The organism is Laspinema sp. D2d (assembly GCF_025370755.1).
Taxonomy (GTDB): domain Bacteria; phylum Cyanobacteriota; class Cyanobacteriia; order Cyanobacteriales; family Laspinemataceae; genus Laspinema.
Genome location: NZ_JAMXFC010000020.1, coordinates 61,588 through 87,788, shown reverse-complemented (window position 1 = coordinate 87,788; position 26,201 = coordinate 61,588). Strand labels below are relative to the sequence as shown.

The window sequence follows — 26,201 nt, the reverse complement described above, 5'->3', positions numbered from 1 at the left end:
TCGGGGAGGGTCGGCGATGCCGCACCCCCCGAAAGCTTGTAGAACAGCTTGTCGTCATAAACCCTTGGGGCATTTTACCCCGATTCTCAAAGGAAAATCTGGCTAATCAACCGGGACTGGGGTAACCCGGTGATTGGCGATCGCTATCCTCTGCCACGGCTCAAGTCAAGTTTGCCTGAAACTTGACTTAAGTTGCACCCCAATTTCAAGCACGGATCATCAGATAGTGCGGACATAAATCGCTAAAAAAACCCAGATGCTTGGAATTTCCCCAAACCAATGGGGCGATCGCCTGCTGAAAAGATGCATTCTTCATCGGCTGACGCGCATTGGTGTTTTTTTGTTCTCTATTTTTCTTTACAAGTTAATTTAAAATAAACAGGGCAAAGACAGCAATTGCTCCTCAATATCACCGGGGAACAGCCATCAGGAGGTGCGGTGGTCTATGATTGAGCAAGAGCCGATCACTCTCAACGCTCTAAAACGGTAACTGCGTTCTCCGTATGTCAAATCAAACCGACTTAAAAGCACTTCCACCCCCCGTCCAGCGCGTCATCCCTGCCTTACGCAGAGTCGGCTGGATCAGTTTTTGGACACAATTAGTTCTAGCTGTTGTTGCCGGACTGATTTTCTTATTTGCAATTTTGATTGAATCTCCAGGACCTCGGGAAGCAGCCAGAACCAGTAATGTCAGCATTGCTCCGGGCATTTTTTTTGCCGTTCTTGGACTGGTTTCCCTCGGACTGAGTATCTATTGGGCTTATCGCTATACTCGCCTATCTCAACAGCTTAGTTCGGTCAATCCTAAGCTGCGCCCTAAAAGAGCAGATACCCTACAAATTGTGCGTCGGGGTTTAATGGTCAATTTAGCCGGGATGTCCTTTACCCTGATCGCTGCAGAAGCTATTGGCGGAATCCTCCTAGCTAAGGCCCTCCAGTACCAAGGCGGTGGCTCCCTGGTGACGGCGTTGCGTCCCCAAGATTTTATTCAAGCCTTGGATATTTTTGTAGTGTTGGCGAATACGCATACGATTGTGGCCCACTTTATTGGGCTTGTCACCGGACTCTGGTTGCTCAGTTGGATCGATCGCCAGACTCAGGGGTAACCCTGAACCCTCGTCCAAGGGTGGGGTTACCATTCGAGTGCTTCCGGTGGGGCGATCTCGGAGATGGCACAGGCGATCGCCCCCGAGGTAATTCCCGGTGTTTGCATCGGGAGCGCCCCTTGATGAGAGTCCCTCGCCGGGGCGGTTAAAGTTGGGTCAGGTTCGGTCACGGTTGTAGGAGCAGATTGCCCATTCATCACCCCTAGTCCCCCGATCGCCCCAGCCATGAGCGCAGTGTAGCCTACATACAGATGCAGGGGACTAATGGAAAAATCGAGGTTAAAGTCTTGAGGATGCCAGGAATGGATGGGCGCAGTCTGTTTCGGGGGAACGGGTAAGACGTTCGCCATTTTCGCCCCCTCTAAGCCTAAAACATCCCCAATTTTATGAATAAAACTCCGCACATAAACATCTTCAGGCAGCTTGGATAAATAGCCGTTCTCGATCGCTTCAATATGACGGCAAGGAACCAGGGTCTGTTTATGCAAATCCAGTATCGATAACCCGCGATCGCAGCGTGCCGCTTGCAGTTGTTGCCCAATTTGAGTTAGGCGATCGGCCCATTGTTGTTGATGGGCGAGGATTTGAGCTTGCTGTTGAGATTGCTGCTGTTTTTTGTGACTTTGAAAAAGGTTAATTCTAGCTTTTGATGAGAAGGGAGCGGGAGTCTTTTTGGCGATCGCCGCTGGATCTGAATCGCCAAGGGATTGGGAATGACTTTCCGGTGTTCGGATATCCTCTAATGCCTGGGACTCTTGGCGATCGCTGGACCTCAAAGATAAATCTAGGTCCTCTACGACCAACTCAGCCTCATTCATAGGTTCTGGCTCGTTCTGACCCGGGGAGATCCATTGCTTAAGGGTCAGCCAAATCGCTTTTTTAGCAACCGCTTGTAGCAACATGGAGGAACCCTCCGCAGACTCACCGAGTCTCTGCTTGAGGAACCCCAATGCGGTCCGGTAAACGTTTGTCCGATACAGTTCCGACTCAATTTGAGTGAGGATAGCTGTCAGTTCCTCTTGAGGAAGTGTGGCCTGGGAGATGGTGTCAAGTGCCATGATACTCGTTAAATCGGGGGACTTCAGTGATGAGTAACTGAATGAAAGAACAGTTACCCCGCGATCCTGTCTTGGCCCAAAATGTTGAATTTAGCCCGAAGTTAGACTCAGGTCTGGCTAGACAGGTATTCAGGGAGAACCTGTATCTGAGTATCTTCATTCCGGGGATTTGTACCTGTTCCGGATGGAACGTTGCCTCCAGCGGTTACAATCAGCACATGGAAAGGGCAAGTGCGGCAATGGATTCCTCCGGAGTAGCCTCCTCGCCATCCCATGTTTCCCCTCAAGACGGGTAAGTTTTGGCTCCATCGGATCAGGATTGGTGACCGTGAATCCGGCAAACCCTCAGCAGGCGATCGCCAAGAGTCCCACTGCAAAAAATAGAAATCGGATCAGCTCCCTCCCGTGATATTCTGGTTTTGCCCTAGGATTTGCTCTTCCTGGGTTCAGGGCAATCAAAAACCTGTACGCCTCGACCGAAATACGGGAAGGGCGTTTTCCGGTTTTCTGATTCCGTTTTGCTCCTCGCTAGTGCTCTTTATCTTCCTATTATTTGTCATGTCCCGATCGGAATCATCAAAAGAGAATGGGCAATCCCACACTTCATCCACAATTTTGACGGATGAGGCCGGGCGATCGCTATCTTGTTACATCGAACATTCGGTTGAAGTAAACGACAATACTTACGTTTTACTCACTCCCATTGATACGCCAGTGGAAATTTTTGCATGGCAAGCTGAGGATGAGGATGATGAACCCATTCCGATTAGTGAGGAGGAAGTAGATACTATTTTTGATACGGCTAAAGCAGTTCTCGAAGAACAAAATCTCACCCTCAAACGCAGCGCAATTACGCTGACGGTTAGCGGAGATCTTCCGGAATTTACCGAAGAGGAAATCAGTGATGATGAACTCGGTGAAGCCGCAGAATATGAGGAACTTCAGTGGTTAGCCAGTTTTTATCACGAAGAAGCCGAGTATGCCATCTACTCGCCTTTGGATCCCGTTTTTATTTTGGCGCGCCTCAATGAAGACGGAAACCCTGAGTTACTTTCCGATGAAGAGTTACAGGAACTTGAACCGATGATGTCTACCTTAGAAGGCATGATCGAAGAACGGTTGTTTGATGAACTCGAATAACGAGGAAACAAGCACTGTCCTGTATCTGACTCAGTAACCCCATTAGATCTGGGACTCGAATCAATGTTGAAGCCCGATCAGTCCCATTTCGACAAAATTTTTAACGGGATCAGCAGCTTAAACTAACCGAACATCAGGGTTCGTCGGCGATCGCATGAGAGCTTTTCAACTCTGATTTGATCCTTGCTCTCGTTCGCCAGTAGCTTGACCCGAGAGAGGCAACTCTAACGTTTAGGGAATCAGGCGCTTAGATCCACAAAGCAGACGATCCCTGGTCTGAAGAGTACCCTCTAGCTGCATGAGTTGTCTAAGCACTTAGGAGAATATCAGACCGAATTTGCCGTCTGATGTGGAGTCTATCAATTCAGAGATTAAAGATTACCCTGGAATAGATGAATGCCGCGATGAAGATCCCCTCGGGGTGATGGCGGGCGATCGCTTCTCCATCAGGGCCATATCCCCGGAGATCGTCGCGGCATCCCATCATGGTTGTTACAGATCACCAGAAGATGAAAGCAGCGAGTCAACGAAAAACAAATTGGTTGTTATATGTGGCGCTTATCCTCTGCGCTGCGATCGGAATCAGTGCATGGCAAGGTTGGCGGTGGTGGCTATCAGCTAGTGCACCTGTGGCAGAATCTTTACCTCGGGATTCTGTCGTCCAAGACAATCGCCTGGAAGTTGTCCAAATCGACCCCGGAGAACCTGGACAACACATTGGACTTAAACTTGAACAACAGGGTTTAATTCGGTCGGCGAATGCTTGGAATATGTGGAGTCGGTGGTTAATTCGCCAAAACCCAGATGGGGGATACAAGGCGGGAACCTACCAAATTTCCCCGGATGAATCGATGCAGGCGATCGCCCAAAAAATCTGGAATGGTGAAGTCATGCAGTTGAGTTTCACGATTCCGGAAGGGTGGAATTTGCGGCAAATGGCTGAATATTTTGAGTCTCAAGGCTTTTTTACGGCGGCAGAATTTCTCGCCGCTACTCAGGAAATTCCCTGGGCTGACTATCCCTGGCTTCCTAAAGATATCCCCCATTTAGAAGGCTTTTTATACCCGGATACTTACAAGCTGCGTGCGGACAATATTACCCCGCAAGCCGTGATTCAACCCATGCTGAGTCGGTTTGAACAGGTGGCTTTGCCGGTGTATCAACAACCGCAAAATCAAACCAATCTGAGTCTGAAAGAATGGGTCACCCTAGCCAGTATTGTAGAAAAAGAGTCGGTGGTTGCATCGGAACGTCATCGCATTGCGGGTGTATTTACCAACCGCCTCAAACAGGGGATTACCCTGGGTGCTGATCCCACGGTGGAATACGGATTAAATATCAGACAAACGGAAGATAAACCCTTAACTCTAGCCCAGGTAAACACCCCTAATCCATACAATACCTATCTGAATCCGGGTTTACCCCCAACCCCAATCTCGGCCCCGGGAGTTGCCAGTTTAGAGGCCACTTTAGCCCCAGAAGACACAGAATATCTCTATTTTGTGGCTCTCTATGATGGCACTCATATTTTTAGTCGCACCTTAGCTGAACATGAAGCGGCTCAAAATGCTATCTGGGATGAGCGGGACCCGACGTTACGGTAATGATAGTCCCCCAGGAGCCTTTGGCGGAGGCTTCTGGGCGGATTTCTCGGAATTGAGTGCGATCGCAGTAAGCTATCCAGCCTTAGTATGTCAAAATCATTATGCGGGGAATGCAGTTTTTAGAAAGCATCCTGGTCATCCCTAGGATCGCTCGGTAAAACCAGATTATAGGTTCACGACAGGTTCTAGGGGGTGTATCTACAATGCTGTTTAACTGTGGTTTTCGGTATTCCGCAGGACGGTGGTGAGTGTTAGTCAGCGAAGGTCAATTACTATGTCTTGGGGAAAACTTTTAGAACCCGATTTATTTTTAGGGGATTCAATTTTAAGTCTGACTCCAGAGGTCGTTAAAGAGTACGATCTCAAGGGTTTGGTTTTGGATGTGGATGACACCCTCGTTCCTATTCGCGAAATCCAAGTGTCTGATTATCTGCGGCAGTGGGTGGAACAAATTCGTCCAGTTGCTGCCCTGTGGTTGGTTAGCAATAATATCAGTGAAGCTCGCATCGGTGGCATTGCTCGCTCTTTAAATCTGCCCTACATTACAGGTGCAGCTAAACCCTCGCGGCGCAAGTTACGACAGGCGGTGACGGGGATGAATCTGCCGGTGGAAAAGGTAGCAATGGTGGGCGATCGCCTCTTTACGGATGTTCTCGCCGGTAACCGCTTGGGAATGTTTACCATTTTGGTAGAACCGATGGTGAACCCTGGAGAAATTATGCAAACCAAGCATCCCGTGCGATCGCTGGAAGTCTGGTTATCTCAAATCCTCGGCGCTTCCCTCGCCAACAAGAAGTAACAGGTCATTGAGCTGAACACCCCTTGAAAAACCCCAATATAGCGCTGCATATTAAAATATTGAGGCTGATGCCAAATGATCAAGCGGCATTAAAGATGAATTTATAGGGGCCGCCTTGAGCAAAACCCTGATGATAATTCAGTTTGATTAAAAACAAAGCGCCTACCTTCACTGAATGAAGGCGGGCGCTTTACAATTGGATCCGGTCATCCAATGGTAAGCCGGACTTCATCCCCAACGAGAGCGCTTTTTTTATGAACCTGCAAACCCTAGTCGTCAAAATTGGCACCTCTAGTCTCACCCAGGACCGCACCGGAAACCTGGCGATCGCCACCATTGCGGCCCTCGTTGAAACTCTCACGGCCCTCCGTAACCAAGGGCATCGCGTTATTTTAGTCTCCTCTGGTGCTGTAGGGGTCGGCTGTGCGCGTCTGGGATTAAAAGAGCGTCCCCGGACGATCGCGCTTAAACAAGCGGTAGCGGCAGTGGGTCAGGGCCGCTTAATGCGGGTTTATGATGACCTGTTTACCACCCTGCAACAGCCGATCGCCCAAGTCTTGCTCACCCGCAGCGATTTAGTCCAACGGAGTCGCTACGTCAACGCTTACAACACCTTTCAAGAATTACTGCGCCTCGGGGTCATCCCGATTGTCAACGAAAATGATACGGTAGCGATCGAAGAACTCAAGTTCGGCGACAATGATACCCTCTCGGCAATGGTTGCCAGCTTAGTCGAGGCGGAATGGCTGTTTCTGATGACGGATGTCGATCGCCTCTACTCCGCAGACCCCCGCAGCAATCCTGACGCCCAACCGATTACTCTAGTTCAGCACATGGATGAGTTGAGGCAGTTACAGGTGCAAACCGGAGGCAGTGGGACCAATTGGGGAACGGGGGGCATGATGACGAAAATTGAGGCCGCTCGAATTGCCACAGGTGCAGGGGTCCGCACGGTGATTACCTCGTCTCAATCCCCGCGTAACTTGGAGAAGATTTTGCAAGGGGAGGCGATCGGGACCCATTTTGCCCCGCAAAAGAGTACGAGTAATGCCCGCAAGCGCTGGCTTGCCAATGCAGTCATTCCCTCGGGTAAACTGTATTTAGATGAAGGGGCAGTCCGGGCGATCTGTCAAGGCGGAAAGTCTCTTTTAGCCGCAGGCATCCTGGAAGTGTTCGGAGAGTTTGAGGCGTCGGATGCGGTGCAACTGTGCGATCGCTCGGGTCGGGAAATTGCCCGAGGACTGGTCAACTATAGCAGTGACGAACTCGATCGCATTCGCGGACGAAAGTCCGATGAAATTCCCGAAATTTTAGGTTATATTGTTGCCGACACGGTAATTCACCGGGATAACTTAGTGTTAAGCCTTTCTAGTAGCGATGCTGCCGAGTTGCCCAAACCCGACCCCCTGGGCTGAATTTGACAGGGCCGGAACGTTCAAGTTAAAATGACCCCATTCATCAGATGAGGCAATTCTCATCCCGATTCGGTGGTCAATGCAACGATCAGAAGCTGCGCTCTCCTGCCAGCATCAAGCCATTTTTCACCCCGGACCCGGACTAAAAATACTTCTACGAAACGGAAGAGAATAGACGATGAACCCCGATAACGTCATGGAATTTTTACAAACCGGATTTCGAGTTGGGGTAGGCGCGACGGCTTCCCTACTCGAAAGCATCCAAGACCCTCAAAAACGAGAAGAAAATCTGGCGGACTTAAAACTAGACGTCAGCGATTTAACCAAAAAATGGGCGGAAAAAGGAGAAATGACCGAACGGGAAGCCCGCAATTATGTGGATACCCTGATCGATCACCAGCGATCGCCCGGGGAGCCTCCCTCCGCTGCAAGTCCCTCGGCATCAACTTCTGAGCCTCCCTCACCCCCACCGACTTCGGCAACCAATCCGGAAGTCTACCAAGATTTACAAGACTTAACCGCTCAAATTGCAGCGTTGCGGTCTGAATTGGAAAATTTACAGAAGAAAGATTAGGACTGTTAAGCCCCGGGTGCGAAAATGCCGGTACAGTCTTGAATCCCAGGGACCCGAAACCGGGTTTGGTGATCACAGACTGCTAATTTCCAACACCGTTGATACAGAAAGCCAGTGGTTTTCCCAGAGGGGAGGAGCGATCGGGGGTCCCCGAGGTGAGCCTAGCTAAAATACTTAGCACAATGAGGAGGCTAGTACAGTGTTAGATCGGTAGGACCAGACACTCAGTTACTGGCTCTTTATTTTGTAGCTCATGGGCTTTAAATTATGCAAAGAAACCCGGTTTGTCTTCCGGCTACTCTAAACCTTGGACTACATTACAGGGTATTAGGTGAGGGAATTTTCTCGGGAAATTGTTCCGTTTTGCTCCTGGCTTTTGAGTGCAGGATTAAAACAAGAGCGAGGGGCAGATCCGGTGGGCGATCGCACAACCCTAGGATTTAAGCATAAAGGGTTTAGGGTTTAAATAAGAATATACCCGGTCAATAAAAAGTAAAGTTTATCTTACTTTCTATTGACCGGACTACACTTGTTTGATATAATTTACCAGCTTTTTTTTAATCGTTGTCCCAGTCTTCGCGGCCCATGAGATCCACAATGCGATCGCGGAGCAAGAAATCGTACTTTTCTAATTCAGATTCAACCACAGCCCATTCCCGCGCTGGGATATATTGGCAAAGGGTATAGATGGGTTGTTGTCGCCCCACAAAGCCATTTTTGACCAAGGTTCGAGCTTCTTCTTTGATGAACTCGATGGAATATTGAACGGTAGATGTAGATGGAGCCATCTTTAAAACCTCGCTAGATAGATTCTTTAATCAACGGTATATCTGTGACCACCCCCCAGCTAGGTGAATAATTCATAATAGCTCATTGAAGAAGGGAGACTACTGGGCGGCCTCGTTGGGCTATTTGTTACATTCTATACAGCAGCATTGTTATTATCGCGCTAATTGACTCTTCCTTATCTTAATAAAATATGAAGAATTATGCACCCCCAGATAGATAAATTTTTTCGATGTACTTCCCTGGGGGGATTTCAGAATGATTAATGATTGCATTATTTAGGGGTTAAATTAGCGCGATTAAGGCCCAAATTTTATACAGGGACATACTTGTAGCTATGCTTCTCACGACTATTTTATATAAATTTCAGCCGGTTCACTGACTAGAGTTTGGGCTGAAATTCAGGGGAAAAGACGGGGTTTGGGGCCTGCCTAGGGGAAGGAGTTCCTGGAATTCAACCTGAATCTCTAGTTGGCGGGTATCCTCCCGGGGGCGTAGGTACATTCAAGGGCAGACAACCGGGTTTTTTGACAAAATTTCCCCTGGCGATGCCCGAAGAAAAAAGGTCAGAAGTCTGGTTATCTTGTCCCCTGAATTAAATCCGCTAAAGCCGGACTGGGAGAAGACTAGGGGGAACGAGAACAACGATTAACAGGACAGGGATCGCCGATTTCGGGGGATAAACGGGTTTAAATCGGATTTAAAATGAGTCCCCGGTAGAGCCTAGGAACGGAGCACTCAGAGGCTCTACCGAGTTTCAGAATCAAGGCGCAGATTTCATCTGTAGCCTTAGTAGAACGGATTGGGTTGGGTGGGGGTTGGGGTTAGTCCAAATAAAGTTTCCAGGGCGATCGCCTGGGCGGCCCCCATTTGACCATAAGAAAACACAAAGGGAATGGATGGAGGCAAGAGGGCTTTAAATTCGTCCAAAACGTAGGGGCTACCGTAAATCACCACCGCCTGCAATTGTCCTGTTTCTAATAATTGATTCAGCCATTCTCGGGCGAGGCGAGTCACCTGGGCGGGTCCTCCGAACGGATTGCCCCGGATAAAGACTTGCAGTAGGGTTTTTCCCGTTGCCATTGCTTTGAAGTCTTGCGATCGAAAGGGAGTAGAACAATCCACTCCGTGAAATTGATAGCCCTTAGATTTAGGCATGACGATCGCTGGGGCTTGTTTATTCAGAAATGCACTATTAACCAGAGAGTCAGTCACCAATAAATTATTCCAATACTCCCCTGATTCTGGTTGAGGGACGGATAACGGCAAAGACCCCCCAATTTGCTGCGACTCCCGCAAGATATTTTCTACACAGTTGATTGCCCCAGGAGTAGACAAATTAATCAGTTGGGCGGTGGGAGAAGTGGGGGGATTAACCACCGTAGAAGGGGAGAAAAGTTTTTGTTTGGCTTTCCAAATGCGGGTTAGGGATTGGAGAATGCGATCGCGGGATATGCGACCGGATTTGACTGCCTCACAAAGGGCAGTAATGGCCTCGGCGGGGTCCACAGGCATTAATAAAATATCCGCCCCTGCTTCTAAGGCTAAAATGGGGGCTTCATTGGGGCCATAGCGTTTGGCGATCGCCCCCATGACTAAAGCATCAGTGACAATTAACCCCTCAAACCCAAACCGTTGGCGTAACTGTCCCGTTAAAATCTTTGAGGAAAGAGTTGCCGGATATTCGGAATCCCACGCTTCTATACAGAGGTGAGCGCTCATGACTGCATCTACCCCACCGGCGATCGCCCGTTGAAATGGCGGAAGTTCCACCGTCTCTAATCGTTCCGGGGAATGACGCAACACCGGCAACTCGATATGGGAATCCACACTGGTATCCCCATGTCCGGGGAAATGTTTGGCACAGGTGAGGACTGGATATTTCTGTACACCGCGCATAAACGCCAGGGCTAACTCACTGGCAGTTTCAGAATTTTCCCCAAAAGAACGGACATTAATCACCGGGTTCTCGGGGTTGTTATTCACATCCACCACCGGGGCGAGGACCCAATTAATCCCGACGGCGAGGGCTTCCTGGGCGGTATAGGCTCCCATTGCTGTGGCGTAACCCTGAGCTTTTGAGGGTTCTTCTGCGGCAATTTTGGCGATCGCCATTGGCGGGGGAAACCAAGTTGCACCAGCAAATCGCTGTCCGACCCCTTCTTCGATATCGGCAGCAATCAGCAGGGGATACTTGGCCCAGGATTGCAACTGCTGCGATCGCAACATCAAATCACCCGCACTGCCTCCCACCAAAATTACGCCCCCCACGGCCTTTTCCTGCACCAGCTTCTGCAACTGTGCCGCTGGGGGTTCCCAATCGGGATATTCAATTTGGTGGTCAAACAGATGTCCAGATGCTCGCACGACGAACAACTGAGCGACCTGTTCTTCTAACGATAGGGTTTCGAGATCCGGCAGTGCCGGGATCAGATCCGACATATCCACAGATTTAAGCCTCAGTTTCTGAAATTTCGCTCTCGTTTAGATCCACATCTTCCTCATCCGCGTCGGGATTGTGCTGTTTGCGTTCTGCACTGATCTGATTGAGCAGTGTTAGGATGCGCGTCCCGCGTTCAATGGATCGGTCTTCTAAAAATATCACCTCTGGAGTCCGACGCAATCGCACGCGGTGACCGAGTTCCCTGCGGATATAGCCAGTTGCGGCCTGTAGTCCTTCCATTGTTTCCGCCCGTGCTTCGTCACTGCCATAGATACTGACAAAAATCTTGGCGTGTTGGAGGTCACCGGACACATTGACATCAGTAACGCTGACCATTCCCGCACCCACTCGGTCATCCTTAATGTCGCCGATTAACATTAAACTGACTTCGCGCTTAATTAAAGACGCGACACGCTCTACTCGACGATCGGTAGCCATAATATTGATTCCCTTGTTTGCATGATACTCATTGGTTTAGGTGGCCCTCGAAGGCATCCACCTGTTTGTAGTGTAGAGTTTTAACCCCTGCTACCGCTACAACAGCAAACCGCGCCTGTAGGAGGATCTGTTTCTCGGGAGGGAAATCCGCCACTGTCATTCATCCACATCATTCAATTGAGGATAGTTAAAGGACTCAGGTAGGAGGGTTCCTAGTCCGAAAGGGGCTAGGATGGCGGTCCAGTCCAGGTTAGAAACCGGGTTGTTCATCCAATTTTTGCCCTGCCAGGACCGAATCTGAGTCAGGAACCCGGTTTCTTTTCCCTAGGATCTAAAACTGTACTGACCGTTTAGGTCACCGCCAATCCCAACATTCCGCGTAAGGTCAACCCGACAAAAATTAGGGCAGTCACAACGAACGTGACTAAGGCGATCGCAGTTACGGGTTTTTGCAAGAGTGGCTTAACCCAACCGAACAGGGCAAAGAAGATACCCAGAATGATCGTGACAAAATAGCGCGGGTAGCGAAGGATATTACTCCAAAAGTCATCAAACATAAAAATTCAGATTCTGAACAGGTGCGGCTAAGTCTGTTTGCATTGTACCGCGTAGCATTGTTCCGCGAGTTGCACCAGTTCTTTAAACTTCCAAGTTCCTTGGTCATTCAGATTCATCGCCAGTTCCCGGGGAATTGCATCGAGTCCAAGATAGGCCCCAGATATTGCACCGGCCATCGCTGCGGTGGTATCCACGTCACCCCCTACAATAATGGCGGTGCAAAGGGTTTCCCAGTAATCCTCGGGGGTTTTTAAGAAGGAATAGAGGCTCCACAGGACACTACCGATGACAAAAGGCGAAATTCCCGGCCAAAGTTGCTCGTAATCTGGGGCCAGACCCGCCCGAGAAATGAGTCGGACGGCTTCCTCAATGGGTAATTCGATCCAGTCGATTAAGTTTTTCAGATATCCGGCAAGGATGGGTTCAATTTGCCCTGTCCATTCGCTTAGTTGGGATAGAAAGGAGGCGGGATTGACCGATTCCCCTTGAAGGACGAGGGCCACGGCCCCGGCGATCGCCACGGATCCGGCAGCGCATCGGGGGTCCTGATGGGTGCTGCGTCCTTGGTCTACGGCAGCCTGAATCAGTTGAGGCGGGTCATTGTAAAAGATTAACCCAATGGGTGCGGCCCGCATGGCGCTGCCATTTCCTGACGACGGAGGCGGTTCCCCAGCGGATTGCCAGGGAATCCCCTGGGCTAATCGTAATGCTGCGGCTTCTGTAGAGCGCCCTCGCCCGACGATGCGTTCTTCGCTGAAAATTGCGCCAATGCGTTGGGCATAGTCTGCGGGGTCAAATCGGCCACAGGCAATATAACTTTGGAGGAGTTCTCGGGCGAGTTGGGAATCATCGGTGTATTGACCAAAGGGAAAAGGGAAGCGATCGCGGTCTCGAATTCGCTTGACTTTAAGTTCATAATTTACATAATTTTGACAAACTTCTTCGGCATAGCCTTCAACACGACAGCCGACAGCATCACCGAGGCACTGTCCAATCAAACAACCCTTAAATTGTTCTAAACGGGATACCTTGGGCATGGTCATTTACAGTAGATAAATTTCTATTAAAGATTTTAATTATATCATATTTTGATGAAAATCAATCATTAACATTTTTCCCGTGGCATCATAAAATAACGTGGCAAAACAGAGTTCGGGATAGACTCTGCCCCGTTTTTGTTTTTGAATCCCACCCATTGCCACCTGAACCCGATAACCTGTTCCTAAATTAATATCAAAATATTCATTAAAAAAGGCTTTCGTTACAATATCAATTTGAACCCCTTCTGGGATAGCAACACTTATATCTTCATCTTCTAGTTGCACTTTTTTCTGACCGGAAGCCCGGTATTTTTGTAACATATTATTGACATCTTCAAAGATTTTAGGGTCGGGTAAAATGCGATCTATGGCTTGGATAACATCCTGAGAATCCATCTGGGAAACCTCCTGGAAAATACATGATCGGAATCAAGGACTCAGTTGAAGCAGCGATCGCGCTTTCGGGAGAAAGGATGGATCTATCTGACTGATTCAACCCGCTGTACTGCCATCTCATTGCAGTGGGTGTCTCTATTTTAGACTGAAAGGACTCAGGGTTTTGATACGAATTTAGACAATTCGAGGAAGAAGTCCTCTGAAGGAGTGGGTCACTCCCGTTAAAGGAATGGGAACTCCCCCCATTATGCCAAAATCGGTTTTAAACTGTCGTATCAATGATTACTCCTGGGTTTCCCCGAGGTAAGCAATGGAAGAATTCCGAGCGCGATCGTGGTATGTTAGGGATTCATGAACTTTTGGAGTTGGGGTGGAATTGAAACAGCCCCAAATTGCGACAGAATTGCCTAGGCAAGGGCGCTGGAGTGATGGGGTAACCGGGGGGAGGTACAGTGGAGGGGAACAATTTCTGAGGAGGCGATCGCCCAACCCGGATCACCGCTATTTGCGCGATCGCAACCCCAACAAAACAATAAATCTCTTGCAAAATTCCGGATTAATCCCCCCAAACTCCCCTTAAAAAAGGGGGGCTTAAGAGATTTAGACAAGAGGTCTAATATCAAGGGGAATCATTGAGTTCATAACTTGACTTCGGTTCACCCAAAAGGGAGGCCGTTGCTACAAAATTAGGTACAGTTTTAGGTATAGATGAACGAGACGACTGCATTAACAGTTTTACCCCGCCCTTTTCTGAAATGGGCTGGGGGCAAAACTCAACTGATTTCACAATATCAACCCCTATTTCCCCCTCAATTTAAAAATTATTACGAGCCATTTTTAGGAGGGGGTGCGGTTTTTTTCTACTTATTTCAAGAGCATTCAGCAGGGTTTAAGGCTGTTTTATCTGATGTTAATGAAGAATTGATTAATTTATATCGATGTGTTCAAACTGATGTAGAGGCTTTAATCAAAGCGTTAGAATTGCATCAAGCTAAACATAATGATGAGTATTATTATCAAGTTAGAGCGCAGAAAAATCGCACATTAGTTAAGAAAGCGGCTCGAATTATTTATTTAAACAAAACTTGTTTTAATGGATTGTACCGAGAAAATTCTAAAGGGGAATTTAATGTGCCGATTGGCCGCTATAAAAATCCCACAATTTGTAATGGGGAGCTACTGCGGGCGGATTCCCAGGCTTTGCGATCGGTACAAATAGAAGTTCGGGATTTTGATAAGGTTTTGGATGAAGCCAAAACTGATCAAGATTTTGTGTATTTTGACCCGCCTTATTATCCCCTGAGTAATACGAGTCAATTTACGTCGTACAGTCGCTATAATTTTAATGAAAAGGACCAAATTCGCTTACGGGATGTGTTTGCGAAACTGGCGAATCGAGGGGTGAAGGTGATGCTGTCTAATTCAGATTGTCCGTTTATTCGAGAGCTTTACCAAGAGTTCCAGATTCATGAAGTGTCAGCAGCGCGATCGATTAATTCCAAAGGAACTCATCGGGGGAAGATTTCTGAAGTGGTGGTTACATCCTATTGATTGGAATCTAGCGGTTCCCACCGTGATAAGCTAGGCATAGGGAGTAGGAGTGGGAGCATCTTGCTTGCGAGTTGAATTACACAGGATTGAGGATGGCGATCGCACCTCGGTCAAAAGTCCGATTATTTTGGTCAATGCCGGTGATGTGAAGGCGATCGCTGTAAATTTCAACCGCAGCAAAACTCAGTTGACTTGCCGATCGCGCCGTCCAACTGGAACGCCCGACTCGTCGAGTTTTTGCACCGGCACCACAGGTTAAGTAGGTGGTATTCCCGATCGTCTGGCTTCGTTCGTAATTATGATTATGTCCATTAATATAAAGTGAAACCCCATGTTCTAGGAATAAAGGCATCAGTTTTCGACGGAGAAACCGACTGCCTAAATGTAACCCCGAGGTATAAAGGGGATGATGTCCCATGACAATTTTCCACGGTGCATCACTCTCTTGGAGTTGAGTCTCTAACCAAGGTAACTGACTCTGCCAATCCGCATTACGGTTGGTATCCAGAACAAAAAACTCGACTTGATCTCGACGCAAACTATAGTAGCGCCCTTGCATATTAAAGCCCGGATATTGGACTTGATCATTGCCGTTATTGGTTTTAATATCATGATTGCCCAGACAGGCATAAAATTTAACCTGGGCATCGAGGAGCGATCGGTAAGGTTGCTCAAAGACGCGCTCTATTTTCTCAATTTCGCCATGATTGTAGATATTATCCCCGCCAAGCAAGACTAAATCAAAAGGATTTTGCTCATGGTAGCGGGCGATCGCCCGTCCGACTGCATATTGACCCTCATTACCCGCACCCGTATCCGCCACGGCGACAAAACGCAGCAGCAAGGTATCTGGGGATGGTGGTATCAAATCCAACTCAGTCTCTGTCCTCTCTTTCGTTAGCCCCCTGAGAGATTTGCCTAGGATAGCAAAGGTTAAGGCACTAAGTCCAGCCCGTAAAAATTCTCGGCGTTTCACATTCATTCGGTGGGGAATTTGCAAGAATTTAAAGGACATTTCACACAAAATGATAGATTAATCCAAGGATGGTCGCATCTTTAAAGTATTCCCTGTTGTCCTCGTCGATCGCCTAGAACAAGATGTCCCAAGATCCGCCAACTCCACCAGAGTCAGACCCTCAAACCCCAAAACCGGCAGACTCTTCTCCATCTGTCTCGCCTTCGCCGAAACCTCCGCCATCAGGATTTAAAGCGGTGGCGATCGCCGCGTTGCGTTCCATTATTCAACTCTTAGAAGGGGTCGTCGAGACCCTGGAAGCGCAACCCCTTCCCCCCTCCAAGACTCCTGCCCAAGTTAGGATAGAAGGTCTTGGGGTAGAACGAAAGCCCACGGTTTTATCCCAGATTTTAGCGCCGATTCGCGCCCTGTTGCCTACCGCACTCAATCAAACTTTGTCCGATTGGGGATTAACTGGGGCGATCGCCTTGATTGTCGTGATCATTACTTGGACGACAACCCGCGTTTTAGTCCCCAAACCCCCTGAAGTGGCACAAATTCTCCCTCCTGCCTCCTCGGAAGTCTCGGAAATGCCTCCAGCCTATCTCCCCCCGGTTTCCGAGGTTCCTACGACGGCACCGGAACTCCCCCCAGTCCAGAAAGAACCCCCTCCAATCATCCCCCCAAAAGAGACACCCCGACCTAAAAAAGCGCCTCCTGTGGTTGAAACGCCACCCGTTCCCTTAACTCCTGAACAAACCCTCATTGCAGCAATTCAGACCCAAGTTGCACAAGTAACGGAGGATGCGGATATTCCGATCGCCTCAATTCAAGCTAATTTTGGAGCCTCTCAATTGCTCGTGCGAATTAGCGATGAGTGGTACAATATCACTGCTTCTCGCCAAGATCAGTTAGCCTCACAAATCTTCGAGCGGGGGAAAGAATTGGACTTTAGAACGGTGGAAATTGCCGATTCTCAAGGCCATTTGTTGGCTCGCAGTCCTGTGGTTGGCTCTAAGATGATTATTGTCAAACGGCAGCAAGAATGACGGTTTCAAGGAGTTAGCTAAAACTGAAACAAGTCTTTTACGAAAGGATGGATTTTCAACAGATCTCTTGGAAAATACCAGTTTGGTCTCCCTTTCCTCCCGTCAGATCCCCCTCCCGTCCCCCTGATTATCCCCCTCCCGTCCCCCTTAAGAAGGGGGAAGCCGGAGGAATAAATGTTTAGTTCCTGGGGGAAGCCGGAGGAATAAATAGATATCTGGCAAAATTCTCTTAAGCCCCCCTTCTTAAGGGGGGTTGGGGGGATCAATATGGTATTTTGTCAGGTCTCTAATCACTCAAATTCAAGTGTTTTTGATAAGCTTGAACCTTGAGGTCAATGCCAGTAATGTCAGTGCCGACAACGACAGCATTCGCGCCCAAATCAAGGGCGCGTTTTGCCATTTCCGGGGAACTGATGCCGCCTTCACAAATTAGGAATCCGGGGAAGATGTGGCGGATTTCCGCGAGGAGATCGAAGCCGGGAGGAATGGAGTTTTGAGTAGCGCGGGTGTAGCCATAGAGGGTGGTACCAATGATATCGGCTCCAAAATTGGCGGCAGCGATCGCCGCTTCTAGGGTATCCACATCTGCCATGACAGGTTTTCCCAGGTGGGTGTGAATGGCGGTAATCAGATTGGCGAGGGTTTCATCATGGGGACGGGTGCGATCGGTGGCGTCGATCGCGATGATATCGGCACCACTGGCGGCGATCGCCTCGGCATGATGAAACTGGGGGGTGATGTAGACTTCAGATCCGGGGATGGATTGTTTCCAGAGGCCGATAATAGGAATAGAGACACCGAGGCGATCGCGCACGGCTTTGACATGAGCGGGGGTATCGATGCGGACCCCCACGGCCCCATTCTGAACCGATGCTAAAGCGATCGCGGCAATGATTGAGGGTTCCGCCAAGGGTGAATCTGGGGGAGCCTGACAAGACACAATTAATCCGCCCTCCAAAGGGGCGATCGCCGCGCTCAAATTCACCGATTTTTCAGAGAGTTGTTCGTTCATTAACCCGTTAAATACTCTTGATTTTCATGAAATTTCAAGGGATGCAATTAACTTTAGCTTATTCCAGCAAAAAACGATAAAAATTTAACCTATTTCATTGGGCAAAAATTGAGATTATTCCCTTGATTATTTACTCGCTCCAATTTCCCCTCGTTCGGGTTGATTGACCACTCTACAGGAATGAAACAAGGTATTAACTTGATTAATCAGCCGTTCTGGAGCGATGGGTTTCGGAGACCAATCATCGGCCCCCGCTTCAAAAGCTCGCTCTTTATCTTCCCCTGTTTCTAGGCCAATTAACGCTAAAATTTTCAGAGGGTCCCGCCCCGGGGACTGCCGTAAAGCGTGGATTAGTTCAGAGCCATTCATGCTCAGTAAGCTATAATTGAGAATGACTACAGTAGGTTGTAAGAGTTCAAATTGTTCTAGTGCTGTCGCCCCATCAATCATCCATACCACCTGATAACCAGCGGTGGTTAAAATATCGCAAATTAGGTTAGCACTCTCCTCACAATCCTCAATCAAAATGATTCGACCTTGCAGGGGTTCGGAACTAAAGCTATCACCTAACCGATTCTGAGAATTGGAGTTAGATAATAGCCGTGCCGCAGGCAGATGGACGGTAAAAAGAGACCCTTCACCCACGGTAGATTGTACTTCAATCCATCCCCCGTGGAGTTCGACGAGTTGTTTGGTTAAAGCGAGTCCAAGTCCCGTACCCCCATATTGACGACGGTAGGAAGTATCCAATTGTTGAAAGTTTTTGAAGAGTAAAGATTGTTGGTCTTCGGGAATCCCGACGCCGGTATCTTCCACTTGGAATACCACATTTTTCCCCTCACTCCAAACTCGCAGGGTCACCGTTCCGCCGTTGGGTGTAAATTTAATGGCATTGTTCAAAAGGTTTAAGATAATTTGCTGCACTCGTCGGCGATCGGCGGTCCAAAGGTCGGTTTTTTGACCGTCTAAGGCTAGGGTCATTTCTAGGTGTAATCCGGCTTCTACCGCTTTGTGGGCGACGCTTTGTAAGCACTGGTGAGCGAGTTTCGTCAAGGAAAATTCGGTAATTTTTAAAATGGCTTTGCCTGCTTCTAACTGAGACAAGTCCAGAATGTCATTAATCAGTTCAAGCAGGTGTTCGCCACTGTCATGAATAGTTTTGAGATATTCCTGTTGTTTGGCACTCATTTGTCCAAAGGACCAGCGCAAGAGGGTAGAAGACATCCCAATCACACAGGTTAACGGGGTCCGCAATTCATGGCTCATAGTTGCTAAAAATTCGCTTTTAGCACGATTGGCAGATTCAGCAGCGACGAGGGCATCATGGAGGTCATGAGTGCGTTCGATGACTCGTTCTTCTAATGTTTTTTTTTGGCGACTGACTTGAGCGTACAGTTCGGCTTGGTGAATGGCTAAGGCTAAATGTTCAGCAATATGTTTAAGAAAGTTTTGTTCGCTGGGGAGCCAAAATCGGGTTTCAAAACATTGATGAGCAATTAACAGTCCCCAGAGGTTTTCCTGAACGACAATGGGGACAATTAATTGGGCTTGAATTTGATTGTCCCGCAGCATTTTTAAACAGCTTGGGGATAAAGTGTAGGCGAGGGAAACATCGGCGATCGCTTGAATAAATCCTTTATGATATTGGTCGCGAAATTCCGCTCCGGGCAGAAAAGAACCCCCTTCATGTTGAACTCGAAGGAGGGACGGAATTTCGTCGGAAGCTCGGGATTCGTAGGTGATAGCTCCGAGTTCCGCTTCTCGCGGGAGGGGCAATTGTTCGTAGAGAAAGTCCGTATCCCCACTCTCTAAATCGTCGGAAATGGACTGGATTTCGTCCCAAAGGTGGAAGGTTTCCCCGGCGGTTTCAGGGGAGGGTTTACCATTGCCTGCCTCTAGGGTTGGGGCGGAATTTTGAGGGTTAAATTGAAAAATAGCCAATCGATCAACCCGGAGGAAACGACGCACCTGTTCCACGGCAGTGGATAAGATGGTGGGTAGTTCCAGACTCTGACGAATTTGGGTGGTGACTTGATTTAAGAGTTGTTCTTGTTCGATTTGGTGGTGTAGGGCATTTTCTACGGGTTGGCAGATGGAGACGCAGCTATCGGCGGGATCACTGGCATTGGAATGGAAATTATCGGCACTGAGCAAGGCGATCGCCGAGAGGATAAATTCGCTGATGAGTTGGGGATTATTCGGTTGGGGGTTATGATGGCGGCGTTGGAGTTCGTCGCGATCGAGATTGACGAGAGGCGACTGTTCTAACCGGGCTACAAATGCCGCCACTTGTGAGGGTTCAAAGGTTAAACCAACTTGCACCGGGGGCAAGAGAGTCCCGATCGCATCCTGGCGATCGGCATTCGTCCCCTCGGCAGGTCCCCCCAACAGCAACACCCTAAACTCCTCGGACAGGACTAGAGTAAACCATTGCCAAGGGTCATCAGAAGGAATTTCTTCGGTACCGAGGTCCGCTTCAGTCAGTACCACTGACCCTTGACGTTGCCCCTGTTGCTCTAACAACTGGCGCAACTGCTCAAAGGTGTTATGAGATAAAGTTCTTCGTGAGACTTCTAAGGTCGGCATATTTTAAGCGCCTATTGGCAAAAGCTGAATGCGATGGGGGAATTTTCGGGGGGAAATGCTTGTCCTTAACTCTATCCTCAAACCTTCCCCAATTTCTATTGTTTTAGAATCACCGAGTGAAGCTTGCCCTAAAGCTGCTGCACTTCGGATTTCTAAAAATAACTTGAATAAGTCTCTAGTCACTGGCTTATTAGCTATAGTAGGGTAATTTTTCAAGTTTTGGGTCAGAAATTTGGGGGTTTTTCTAGTCTTCACCTTTTCTTTATAAGATAGACCGAGGACAGGGGACAAGTTGACTTTTAATCCATATCAGTATTTTTTCGGAATAATAAACATAGAGTCATCTCTATCTTAAGAAAAATTGGCAGGGACTTGATCGGAGATTTCTCCCGGCTTGCTTGATGAATTTCTCTAGGGTATCGGGATTCGGATGAGATCCCGAGGGCAAAAAACCAGGATTTGGACGGAGATTGACGGCAACATCAGGAGAAATTTTCTCAGGAAACCTGGTTGCCTTCCGGCATTGGTACTGATGCCCTGGGAGTTCTAGGGTTGCGTCTGCCCTGGGGTTTGGTACGATGGACTGTGCCATTGTACTTGGATCGCTTCAGGAGACTCTCATGCATCGTCTAGCTGCTACACCCGGGGGTTGGAATCCGCAGGAGGAGGGGGTAATTTTGGTGTCCCAAACTCCGGCACCCATCGCGATCGTGACGGCGGCGGATACGGATATTCAAGCGATCGCCCAGGCCCTTGTCCACCTCTCACCGGACTTTCCCGATTTACGGGTGGTCAATCTGCTGCAACTGCAACAGCAACTCAGTATCGATACTTATGCACTGGAGGTCCTCTCCGAAGCACAGGTCATTATCTTGAGGTTGCTGGGAGGGCGTGCTTATTGGTCCTACGGGTTGGAAGTCGTTCGAGAAACGGTGCAAAACACAGGGGCTCACCTGATTGTGATTCCCGGCGATGATGCCGGGGACCCCGATTTAATCGGTCATTCCTCGGTTCCCCTCACTGTGGTTAATCAAGTCTGGCAATATTTTACCGAAGGCGGTGTCGATAATCTAGTTAATGCGCTCCAATTTATCGCCCAGGTTTGTTTAAAAAAAGACTATAATCCCGGTCCACCGATGCCCATCCCTCGGGTTGGACTTTATCCTTGGAAATCCGCAAGCTTTGGACTTCCAAATGAACCATTCACCCCAGAAGAATCAAGCCTCAATCCGACCGGATCAATTAATTCTAAATCTGCCCTAAATTCTTCTCAATTATCCCCTTCATTTCCCAAGGTGGGGATTCTCTTTTATCGCGCTCATTACTTGGCTGGAAATACTGCCCCGATTGATGCACTTTGTCAAGGGTTGCGCGATCGCTACTTAGACCCAGTGCCGTTATTTGTTTCTTCTTTGCGGGATCAAGATGTTCAAGCCGAATTGTTGACCTATCTGCAACCCCCTCAGTCTGAAACCGTGCAGATAATATTAAATACCACAGGGTTTGCGATCGGTCAAGCGGTCCAGACGTTACCCGCTACCTACGACTCTCCCCCCACGGACCTCAAATTCTGGGAAACCCTTGATGTTCCCGTTTTGCAAGTCATTTTTAGTGGAGGCACTCAGGAACAGTGGGAATCGGGTTTTCAGGGACTCTCCCCCCGGGATATGGCGATGAATGTTGCCCTTCCGGAAGTGGATGGACGGATTATTACGCGGGTGGTGTCGTTTAAGACGGTACTTGAAAATCATGTGAAACTGGAGACCCCGGTGGTGAGGTATGAACCCCTAGGCGATCGCATTGATTTCGTGGCGGATCTCGCTGCCAACTGGATCAAACTCCGGCAAACTCCCCCCAGTCAGCGCAAAATTGCCTTAATTCTCGCGAATTATCCCACCCGAGACGGACGCCTCGCTAATGGGGTCGGTTTGGATACGCCAGCAAGTTGTATTGAAATCCTCAATGCCCTTCAAACTGCTGGGTATTGGGTGGAAAATATCCCGACTACAGGGGACGAATTGATTCGCCTCCTCACTGCCGGAGTTACCAACGACCCGGAAGGGGAAGGATGGAGAAAAATTCGCCAAGTATTACCTGGAAAAGACTATCAATCTTATGTTAAAACTTTGCCCGAACCCGTTCGCCAAGGGATTGAGAATCGGTGGGGAAACAAGCAAGGCGATCGCCTTAGTTTAGAAACCCAAACCTTCCCCATTCCCGGTATTCAATTGGGCAATATCTTTATCGGAATTCAACCCTCGCGAGGTTATGATATCGACCCCAGTTTGAACTATCACGCCCCGGATTTAGAACCAACTCATGAATATTTAGCCTATTATTATTGGATTCGAGAATGCTTTGGATCACAGGCGATTACTCATGTGGGCAAACATGGCAATTTAGAATGGTTACCGGGAAAAAGTATCGCCCTTTCAGAAAATTGTTACCCAGAAGTTGCCCTGGGACCGATGCCGCATTTTTATCCGTTTATTGTGAATGACCCAGGAGAAGGGTCCCAAGCAAAACGGCGATCGCAAGCGGTGATTATCGACCATTTAACCCCACCCATGACCCGGGCGGAATTATACGGTCCTCTGCAACAACTCGAAGGGTTAATCGATGAATATTATGAAGCCCAAAGTTTGGATCCAGTTCGTTTAAAACCGATTCGCCATCGCCTGATTCAACTGGTAAAAGACCAACATTTGGATAAAAACTCATCTTGGAATAATCCATCCAATTCTACGGAGTCTGACCCGGAATTTACTGCATTAATCGCCAACTTGGATGGCTATTTGTGTGAATTAAAAGAAGCCCAAATCCGAGATGGACTGCATATCTTTGGGAAATGTCCCGAAGGGCGGCAACTGGTGGATTTAATAGTGGCGATCGCCAGACATCCCGGAAGCAGTCGCCTCGGACTGACCCGCGCTTTAGCACAGGATCAAGGACTTTCCTTTGACCCTATCACCAGCAATCCGGCGGAATTTTTACCGCAATTAACGGCTAATTCTTCTCGGCGAACCATTGGAGATGCGATCGCCTCTTTAGAAGCAGAAGCAGCAACATTAGTCGCCCAAATTATCAACCCAACGGCAGAAATAATTCTGCCCCAACCTGACACCGCCACGGCAAAAGAATTAGAGTGGATTCGCGATTGTTTGCTTCCGGCATTGCAACAAACTTCCGCAGAAATCACTCAATTATTGCGGGGATTAGAGGGAAAATATATCAAGAGTGGGCCATCCGGTGCACCCACCCGAGGACGCCCCGAAGTATTGCCAACGGGACGCAATTTTTACTCTGTAGATATTCGGGCAATTCCCACAGAAACTGCTTGGGATATTGGACGGAGGGCCGCCGAAGAGGCGATCGAGCGCTACACTCAAGAAAATGGGGACTATCCGCAAACCCTGGGACTATCCGTCTGGGGGACCTCCACCATGCGAACTGGCGGCGATGATATTGCCGAGGCCCTCGCCTTGCTAGGGGTGCGCCCAGTCTGGGATGGACCCTCCCGGCGCGTAGTCGATTTTGAAATTTTGCCCGTCCGGGTTTTGGGACGTCCCCGGGTCGATGTCACATTGAGAGTGTCCGGATTTTTCCGGGATGCCTTTCCCAACTTAATTGATTTGTTCGATCGCGCCGTGGAAGCAGTGGCGAGTTTGGAGGAACCGGCAACCGATAATCCCTTGGCGGCGCAAGTGGAGGTAGAAAGTGAGAAATGGCAAGGTTTGGGGTTGACTCCGGAACAGGCAAACCGGCGATCGCGTTATCGAGTATTCGGTTCAAAACCGGGTGCTTATGGTGCAGGATTACAAGGATTAATCGAAGGGCAAAACTGGACTACTGACGCAGATTTGGCCCGCGCTTATATTAATTGGAGTAGTTACGCTTATACAGGCATGGGAAATGGACATTCCGCCCCAGAAGCGTTTGAACAACGGTTAGGGCAAATGCAGATTGTCTTACATAACCAAGATAATCGGGAACATGATTTACTGGATTCTGATGATTATTATCAGTTTCAAGGCGGGTTATTAGCGGCAGTACGGGCGGTCCGAGGCACGGATGCAGTGGCCTATTTCGGCGACCATTCCCTACCGGAAAAGCCCAAAATTCGCCGGTTACAGGAGGAAATTGACCGAGTATATCGATCGCGAGTGGTCAATCCCAAATGGATTGAAGGCGTGATGCGCCACGGGTATAAAGGTGCGTTTGAAATGGCCGCGACTTTGGATTATTTGTTTGCATACGATGCTACAGCACATTGTGTAGAAGATTTTATGTATGAGGGCGTAGCAAAGGCATATTTGTTAAATGACCAAGTGCGAGAGTTTATCCACCACAAGAATCCCTGGGCGTTGCGAGATATGGCGGAACGCTTGTTAGAGGCAAATCAGCGCGGTTTGTGGCAAGAGGTGGATCAGCCAATGTTGGAAGAGTTACGGGCGATCGTGCATGATGCAGAAGGGGCGATCGAATCGGCGATCGGTTCCTAAACTAGAATAGAAGAACATCAAATACTTAGAGGTCCTTATATTAGGCGATATCACTCTTCAAAATTAGTTAAAAAACGGCATCCAAGAGGCGCTATATATAGCGGGTTCCCCAGTTAGGATGTACATTTTGGGGAGTGGGAGTATCTTTACCCGCTAAGTCCCTGAACCGCTATATCGAGTCTAAACCGGAAGTTTGCTTAAATCTGGAAAAAGCCTGAGACAAAGTGCTACTGATAGGGGAAAAATTTCTACTTTTCTTAACCATCCGGAGGGGTAAATGTCGCCTCAAATAGCAGTATGATGGAATCAAGCAATCTTATCGGCAGTCTGAGGTAACTGAACTGCTCAATCAGCAGGGTCAGGGAAAGATCTTCCCCCCTCCCGTTCCCCTTGTCAAATCGGTTGAAACAGAGGAACTCATTTGCTGTAAAAGTGAACCATTTATATTCTCAGGTGTCCAAGATTCAAGGGTGACTGTAGAAAAGAGTGACACCCCTTAGCGACTTAAATCCGATAGCCGGATTTTTTAACATAAGAAATCTGGGTTTCAGGCGATTTCTAATTGTATCTATACGGCACGCAATCCGCAGAATCGGCTAGAGGGGTATCGTCTGGCATTATTTCCATCGATTGAACCCAGCCTAGAGGTAATATGAATAAACTCAATCGTTTCCTAGTCGGATTGACAGTGGTATCGGTCTTTCATGCACCGGCAATTCTGGCTCAATCTATTACGCCTACCCCTGATGGGACTGGAACTGAAGTCACCTCCGAGGGAAATCAGTTTAATATTACCGGCGGTACTTTATCCCCGGATAATAGCAATTTATTCCATAGTTTTGAACAATTTGGTCTGGATGCGGGTCAAGTAGCGAATTTTCTGACTTCCCCAGAGATTCAGAATATCCTCGGACGAGTGACGGGGGGGAATGCCTCAATTATTAATGGTTTAATTCAAGTCACTGGCGGCAATTCTAACTTATTTCTGATGAATCCTGCGGGGATGCTCTTTGGACCGAATGCGGCGTTAAATGTGCCTGCTTCCTTTACAGCTACGAGTGCTACGGGAATCGGATTTGGAAATGATTAGTTTAATGCAGTTGGCGAGAATAATTGGGCGAATTTAGTGGGAACTCTCAGTCAATTTGCCTTTGATATCGCCCAACCGGGGGCGATCGTTAATTTAGGG

Annotated in this window: 21 protein-coding genes and 1 pseudogene; 11 read left to right on the top strand and 11 right to left on the bottom strand. The window is 48.5% G+C overall.

Translation table 11 applies throughout. The annotated features are described in order from the left end of the window. Positions 1-503: 503 nt before the first annotated feature. On the top strand, positions 504-1,106 hold the full coding sequence (locus NG796_RS14825) for a DUF3611 family protein (RefSeq protein WP_261207615.1): 603 nt from the start codon (positions 504-506) through the stop codon (positions 1,104-1,106). A gap of 26 nt (positions 1,107-1,132) precedes the next feature. Here NG796_RS14825 and NG796_RS14820 read toward each other — a convergent pair whose 3' ends face one another. Continuing rightward, on the bottom strand, positions 1,133-2,164 hold the full coding sequence (locus NG796_RS14820) for a helix-turn-helix domain-containing protein (protein ID WP_261207614.1): 1,032 nt from the start codon (positions 2,162-2,164) through the stop codon (positions 1,133-1,135). A gap of 41 nt (positions 2,165-2,205) precedes the next feature. On the opposite strand from NG796_RS14820, the gene NG796_RS14815 reads away from it, so the two are divergent. The 6 genes from NG796_RS14815 (at position 2,206) to NG796_RS14790 (ending at position 7,696) form a co-directional block, all read left to right on the top strand. After that, positions 2,206-2,460, top strand: a complete 255-nt coding sequence (locus NG796_RS14815) for a hypothetical protein (RefSeq protein ID WP_261207613.1) — start codon at positions 2,206-2,208, stop codon at positions 2,458-2,460. A 262-nt stretch (positions 2,461-2,722) separates the two neighbouring features. Further along, on the top strand, positions 2,723-3,304 hold the full coding sequence (locus NG796_RS14810; protein ID WP_261207612.1) for a DUF3727 domain-containing protein: 582 nt from the start codon (positions 2,723-2,725) through the stop codon (positions 3,302-3,304). A gap of 485 nt (positions 3,305-3,789) precedes the next feature. Continuing rightward, positions 3,790-4,908, top strand: a complete 1,119-nt coding sequence (gene mltG, locus NG796_RS14805; RefSeq protein WP_261207611.1) for an endolytic transglycosylase MltG — start codon at positions 3,790-3,792, stop codon at positions 4,906-4,908. A 274-nt stretch (positions 4,909-5,182) separates the two neighbouring features. Then, entirely contained in the window at positions 5,183-5,707 is a 525-nt protein-coding gene (locus tag NG796_RS14800; protein WP_261207610.1) for a YqeG family HAD IIIA-type phosphatase, read from the top strand. 254 nt (positions 5,708-5,961) lie between these two features. Continuing rightward, positions 5,962-7,122, top strand: a complete 1,161-nt coding sequence (gene proB, locus NG796_RS14795) for a glutamate 5-kinase (RefSeq protein WP_261207609.1) — start codon at positions 5,962-5,964, stop codon at positions 7,120-7,122. A 178-nt stretch (positions 7,123-7,300) separates the two neighbouring features. After that, positions 7,301-7,696 (top strand): hypothetical protein, encoded by a 396-nt coding sequence (locus NG796_RS14790; protein ID WP_261207608.1) that lies wholly within the window; start codon positions 7,301-7,303, stop codon positions 7,694-7,696. A gap of 557 nt (positions 7,697-8,253) precedes the next feature. Here the strand turns inward: NG796_RS14790 and NG796_RS14785 are convergent. The 7 genes from NG796_RS14785 to NG796_RS14755 form a co-directional block, all read right to left on the bottom strand. Continuing rightward, positions 8,254-8,484, bottom strand: coding sequence for a DUF4327 family protein (locus NG796_RS14785; protein WP_254564369.1), 231 nt, complete (start codon positions 8,482-8,484; stop codon positions 8,254-8,256). A 787-nt stretch (positions 8,485-9,271) separates the two neighbouring features. Beyond that, positions 9,272-10,924 carry a glycoside hydrolase family 3 protein gene (locus tag NG796_RS14780; RefSeq protein ID WP_261207607.1) on the bottom strand — a complete coding sequence of 551 codons (1,653 nt, stop codon included), beginning with the start codon at positions 10,922-10,924 and terminating at the stop codon, positions 9,272-9,274. Positions 10,925-10,934: 10 nt separating this feature from the next. Then, complete coding sequence (rbfA, locus tag NG796_RS14775; protein WP_261207606.1) at positions 10,935-11,363, bottom strand: 30S ribosome-binding factor RbfA; 429 nt, start codon at positions 11,361-11,363, stop codon at positions 10,935-10,937. Between the two features lie 350 nt (positions 11,364-11,713). Further along, positions 11,714-11,920 carry a DUF751 family protein gene (locus tag NG796_RS14770; protein ID WP_261207605.1) on the bottom strand — a complete coding sequence of 69 codons (207 nt, stop codon included), beginning with the start codon at positions 11,918-11,920 and terminating at the stop codon, positions 11,714-11,716. A 27-nt stretch (positions 11,921-11,947) separates the two neighbouring features. Further along, positions 11,948-12,964 (bottom strand): ADP-ribosylglycohydrolase family protein, encoded by a 1,017-nt coding sequence (locus NG796_RS14765; protein ID WP_261207604.1) that lies wholly within the window; start codon positions 12,962-12,964, stop codon positions 11,948-11,950. 33 nt (positions 12,965-12,997) lie between these two features. Further along, complete coding sequence (locus tag NG796_RS14760) at positions 12,998-13,357, bottom strand: hypothetical protein (protein WP_261207603.1); 360 nt, start codon at positions 13,355-13,357, stop codon at positions 12,998-13,000. A 407-nt stretch (positions 13,358-13,764) separates the two neighbouring features. Further along, positions 13,765-13,890, bottom strand: a complete 126-nt coding sequence (locus NG796_RS14755) for a hypothetical protein (protein WP_261207601.1) — start codon at positions 13,888-13,890, stop codon at positions 13,765-13,767. 175 nt (positions 13,891-14,065) lie between these two features. On the opposite strand from NG796_RS14755, the gene NG796_RS14750 reads away from it, so the two are divergent. After that, positions 14,066-14,908 (top strand): DNA adenine methylase, encoded by an 843-nt coding sequence (locus NG796_RS14750; protein WP_261207599.1) that lies wholly within the window; start codon positions 14,066-14,068, stop codon positions 14,906-14,908. Positions 14,909-14,984: 76 nt separating this feature from the next. Here the strand turns inward: NG796_RS14750 and NG796_RS14745 are convergent, their stop codons facing one another. After that, on the bottom strand, positions 14,985-15,923 hold the full coding sequence (locus tag NG796_RS14745; protein WP_317619315.1) for a metallophosphoesterase: 939 nt from the start codon (positions 15,921-15,923) through the stop codon (positions 14,985-14,987). An 83-nt stretch (positions 15,924-16,006) separates the two neighbouring features. Here NG796_RS14745 and NG796_RS14740 point away from each other — a divergent pair, with 83 nt between their 5' ends. Next, a complete protein-coding gene (locus tag NG796_RS14740) occupies positions 16,007-16,912 on the top strand; it encodes a hypothetical protein (RefSeq protein ID WP_261207598.1) in 906 nt (301 codons plus the stop codon). A gap of 286 nt (positions 16,913-17,198) precedes the next feature. Here the strand turns inward: NG796_RS14740 and NG796_RS14735 are convergent, their stop codons facing one another. Both NG796_RS14735 and NG796_RS14730 read right to left on the bottom strand, forming a co-directional pair. Beyond that, positions 17,199-17,924 (bottom strand): N-acetylmannosamine-6-phosphate 2-epimerase, encoded by a 726-nt coding sequence (locus NG796_RS14735; RefSeq protein WP_261207597.1) that lies wholly within the window; start codon positions 17,922-17,924, stop codon positions 17,199-17,201. Between the two features lie 126 nt (positions 17,925-18,050). Next, entirely contained in the window at positions 18,051-20,510 is a 2,460-nt protein-coding gene (locus tag NG796_RS14730) for a GAF domain-containing hybrid sensor histidine kinase/response regulator (RefSeq protein ID WP_261207596.1), read from the bottom strand. A gap of 620 nt (positions 20,511-21,130) precedes the next feature. On the opposite strand from NG796_RS14730, the gene cobN reads away from it, so the two are divergent. Together cobN and NG796_RS14720 are read left to right on the top strand one after the other, a co-directional pair. After that, positions 21,131-25,012 (top strand): cobaltochelatase subunit CobN, encoded by a 3,882-nt coding sequence (gene cobN, locus NG796_RS14725; RefSeq protein ID WP_261207595.1) that lies wholly within the window; start codon positions 21,131-21,133, stop codon positions 25,010-25,012. A gap of 652 nt (positions 25,013-25,664) precedes the next feature. Then, positions 25,665-26,201 (top strand): annotated as a pseudogene (locus tag NG796_RS14720) (filamentous hemagglutinin N-terminal domain-containing protein); the annotation flags it as partial.

What these genes read in the sequence shown, in the direction of transcription:
- NG796_RS14790 (WP_261207608.1), top strand. Translation starts at nt 7,301, where the DNA reads ATGAACCCCGATAACGTCATGGAATTTTTACAAACCGGATTTCGAGTT.
- NG796_RS14730 (WP_261207596.1), bottom strand. Translation starts at nt 20,510, where the DNA reads ATGCCGACCTTAGAAGTCTCACGAAGAACTTTATCTCATAACACCTTT.
- mltG (WP_261207611.1), top strand. Translation starts at nt 3,790, where the DNA reads ATGGTTGTTACAGATCACCAGAAGATGAAAGCAGCGAGTCAACGAAAA.
- NG796_RS14800 (WP_261207610.1), top strand. Translation starts at nt 5,183, where the DNA reads ATGTCTTGGGGAAAACTTTTAGAACCCGATTTATTTTTAGGGGATTCA.
- NG796_RS14750 (WP_261207599.1), top strand. Translation starts at nt 14,066, where the DNA reads ATGAACGAGACGACTGCATTAACAGTTTTACCCCGCCCTTTTCTGAAA.
- NG796_RS14765 (WP_261207604.1), bottom strand. Translation starts at nt 12,964, where the DNA reads ATGACCATGCCCAAGGTATCCCGTTTAGAACAATTTAAGGGTTGTTTG.
- NG796_RS14815 (WP_261207613.1), top strand. Translation starts at nt 2,206, where the DNA reads ATGAAAGAACAGTTACCCCGCGATCCTGTCTTGGCCCAAAATGTTGAA.
- NG796_RS14745 (WP_317619315.1), bottom strand. Translation starts at nt 15,923, where the DNA reads ATGTCCTTTAAATTCTTGCAAATTCCCCACCGAATGAATGTGAAACGC.
- cobN (WP_261207595.1), top strand. Translation starts at nt 21,131, where the DNA reads ATGCATCGTCTAGCTGCTACACCCGGGGGTTGGAATCCGCAGGAGGAG.
- NG796_RS14785 (WP_254564369.1), bottom strand. Translation starts at nt 8,484, where the DNA reads ATGGCTCCATCTACATCTACCGTTCAATATTCCATCGAGTTCATCAAA.
- NG796_RS14810 (WP_261207612.1), top strand. Translation starts at nt 2,723, where the DNA reads ATGTCCCGATCGGAATCATCAAAAGAGAATGGGCAATCCCACACTTCA.
- NG796_RS14820 (WP_261207614.1), bottom strand. Translation starts at nt 2,164, where the DNA reads ATGGCACTTGACACCATCTCCCAGGCCACACTTCCTCAAGAGGAACTG.
- rbfA (WP_261207606.1), bottom strand. Translation starts at nt 11,363, where the DNA reads ATGGCTACCGATCGTCGAGTAGAGCGTGTCGCGTCTTTAATTAAGCGC.
- NG796_RS14735 (WP_261207597.1), bottom strand. Translation starts at nt 17,924, where the DNA reads ATGAACGAACAACTCTCTGAAAAATCGGTGAATTTGAGCGCGGCGATC.
- proB (WP_261207609.1), top strand. Translation starts at nt 5,962, where the DNA reads ATGAACCTGCAAACCCTAGTCGTCAAAATTGGCACCTCTAGTCTCACC.
- NG796_RS14825 (WP_261207615.1), top strand. Translation starts at nt 504, where the DNA reads ATGTCAAATCAAACCGACTTAAAAGCACTTCCACCCCCCGTCCAGCGC.
- NG796_RS14760 (WP_261207603.1), bottom strand. Translation starts at nt 13,357, where the DNA reads ATGGATTCTCAGGATGTTATCCAAGCCATAGATCGCATTTTACCCGAC.
- NG796_RS14780 (WP_261207607.1), bottom strand. Translation starts at nt 10,924, where the DNA reads ATGTCGGATCTGATCCCGGCACTGCCGGATCTCGAAACCCTATCGTTA.
- NG796_RS14740 (WP_261207598.1), top strand. Translation starts at nt 16,007, where the DNA reads ATGTCCCAAGATCCGCCAACTCCACCAGAGTCAGACCCTCAAACCCCA.
- NG796_RS14770 (WP_261207605.1), bottom strand. Translation starts at nt 11,920, where the DNA reads ATGTTTGATGACTTTTGGAGTAATATCCTTCGCTACCCGCGCTATTTT.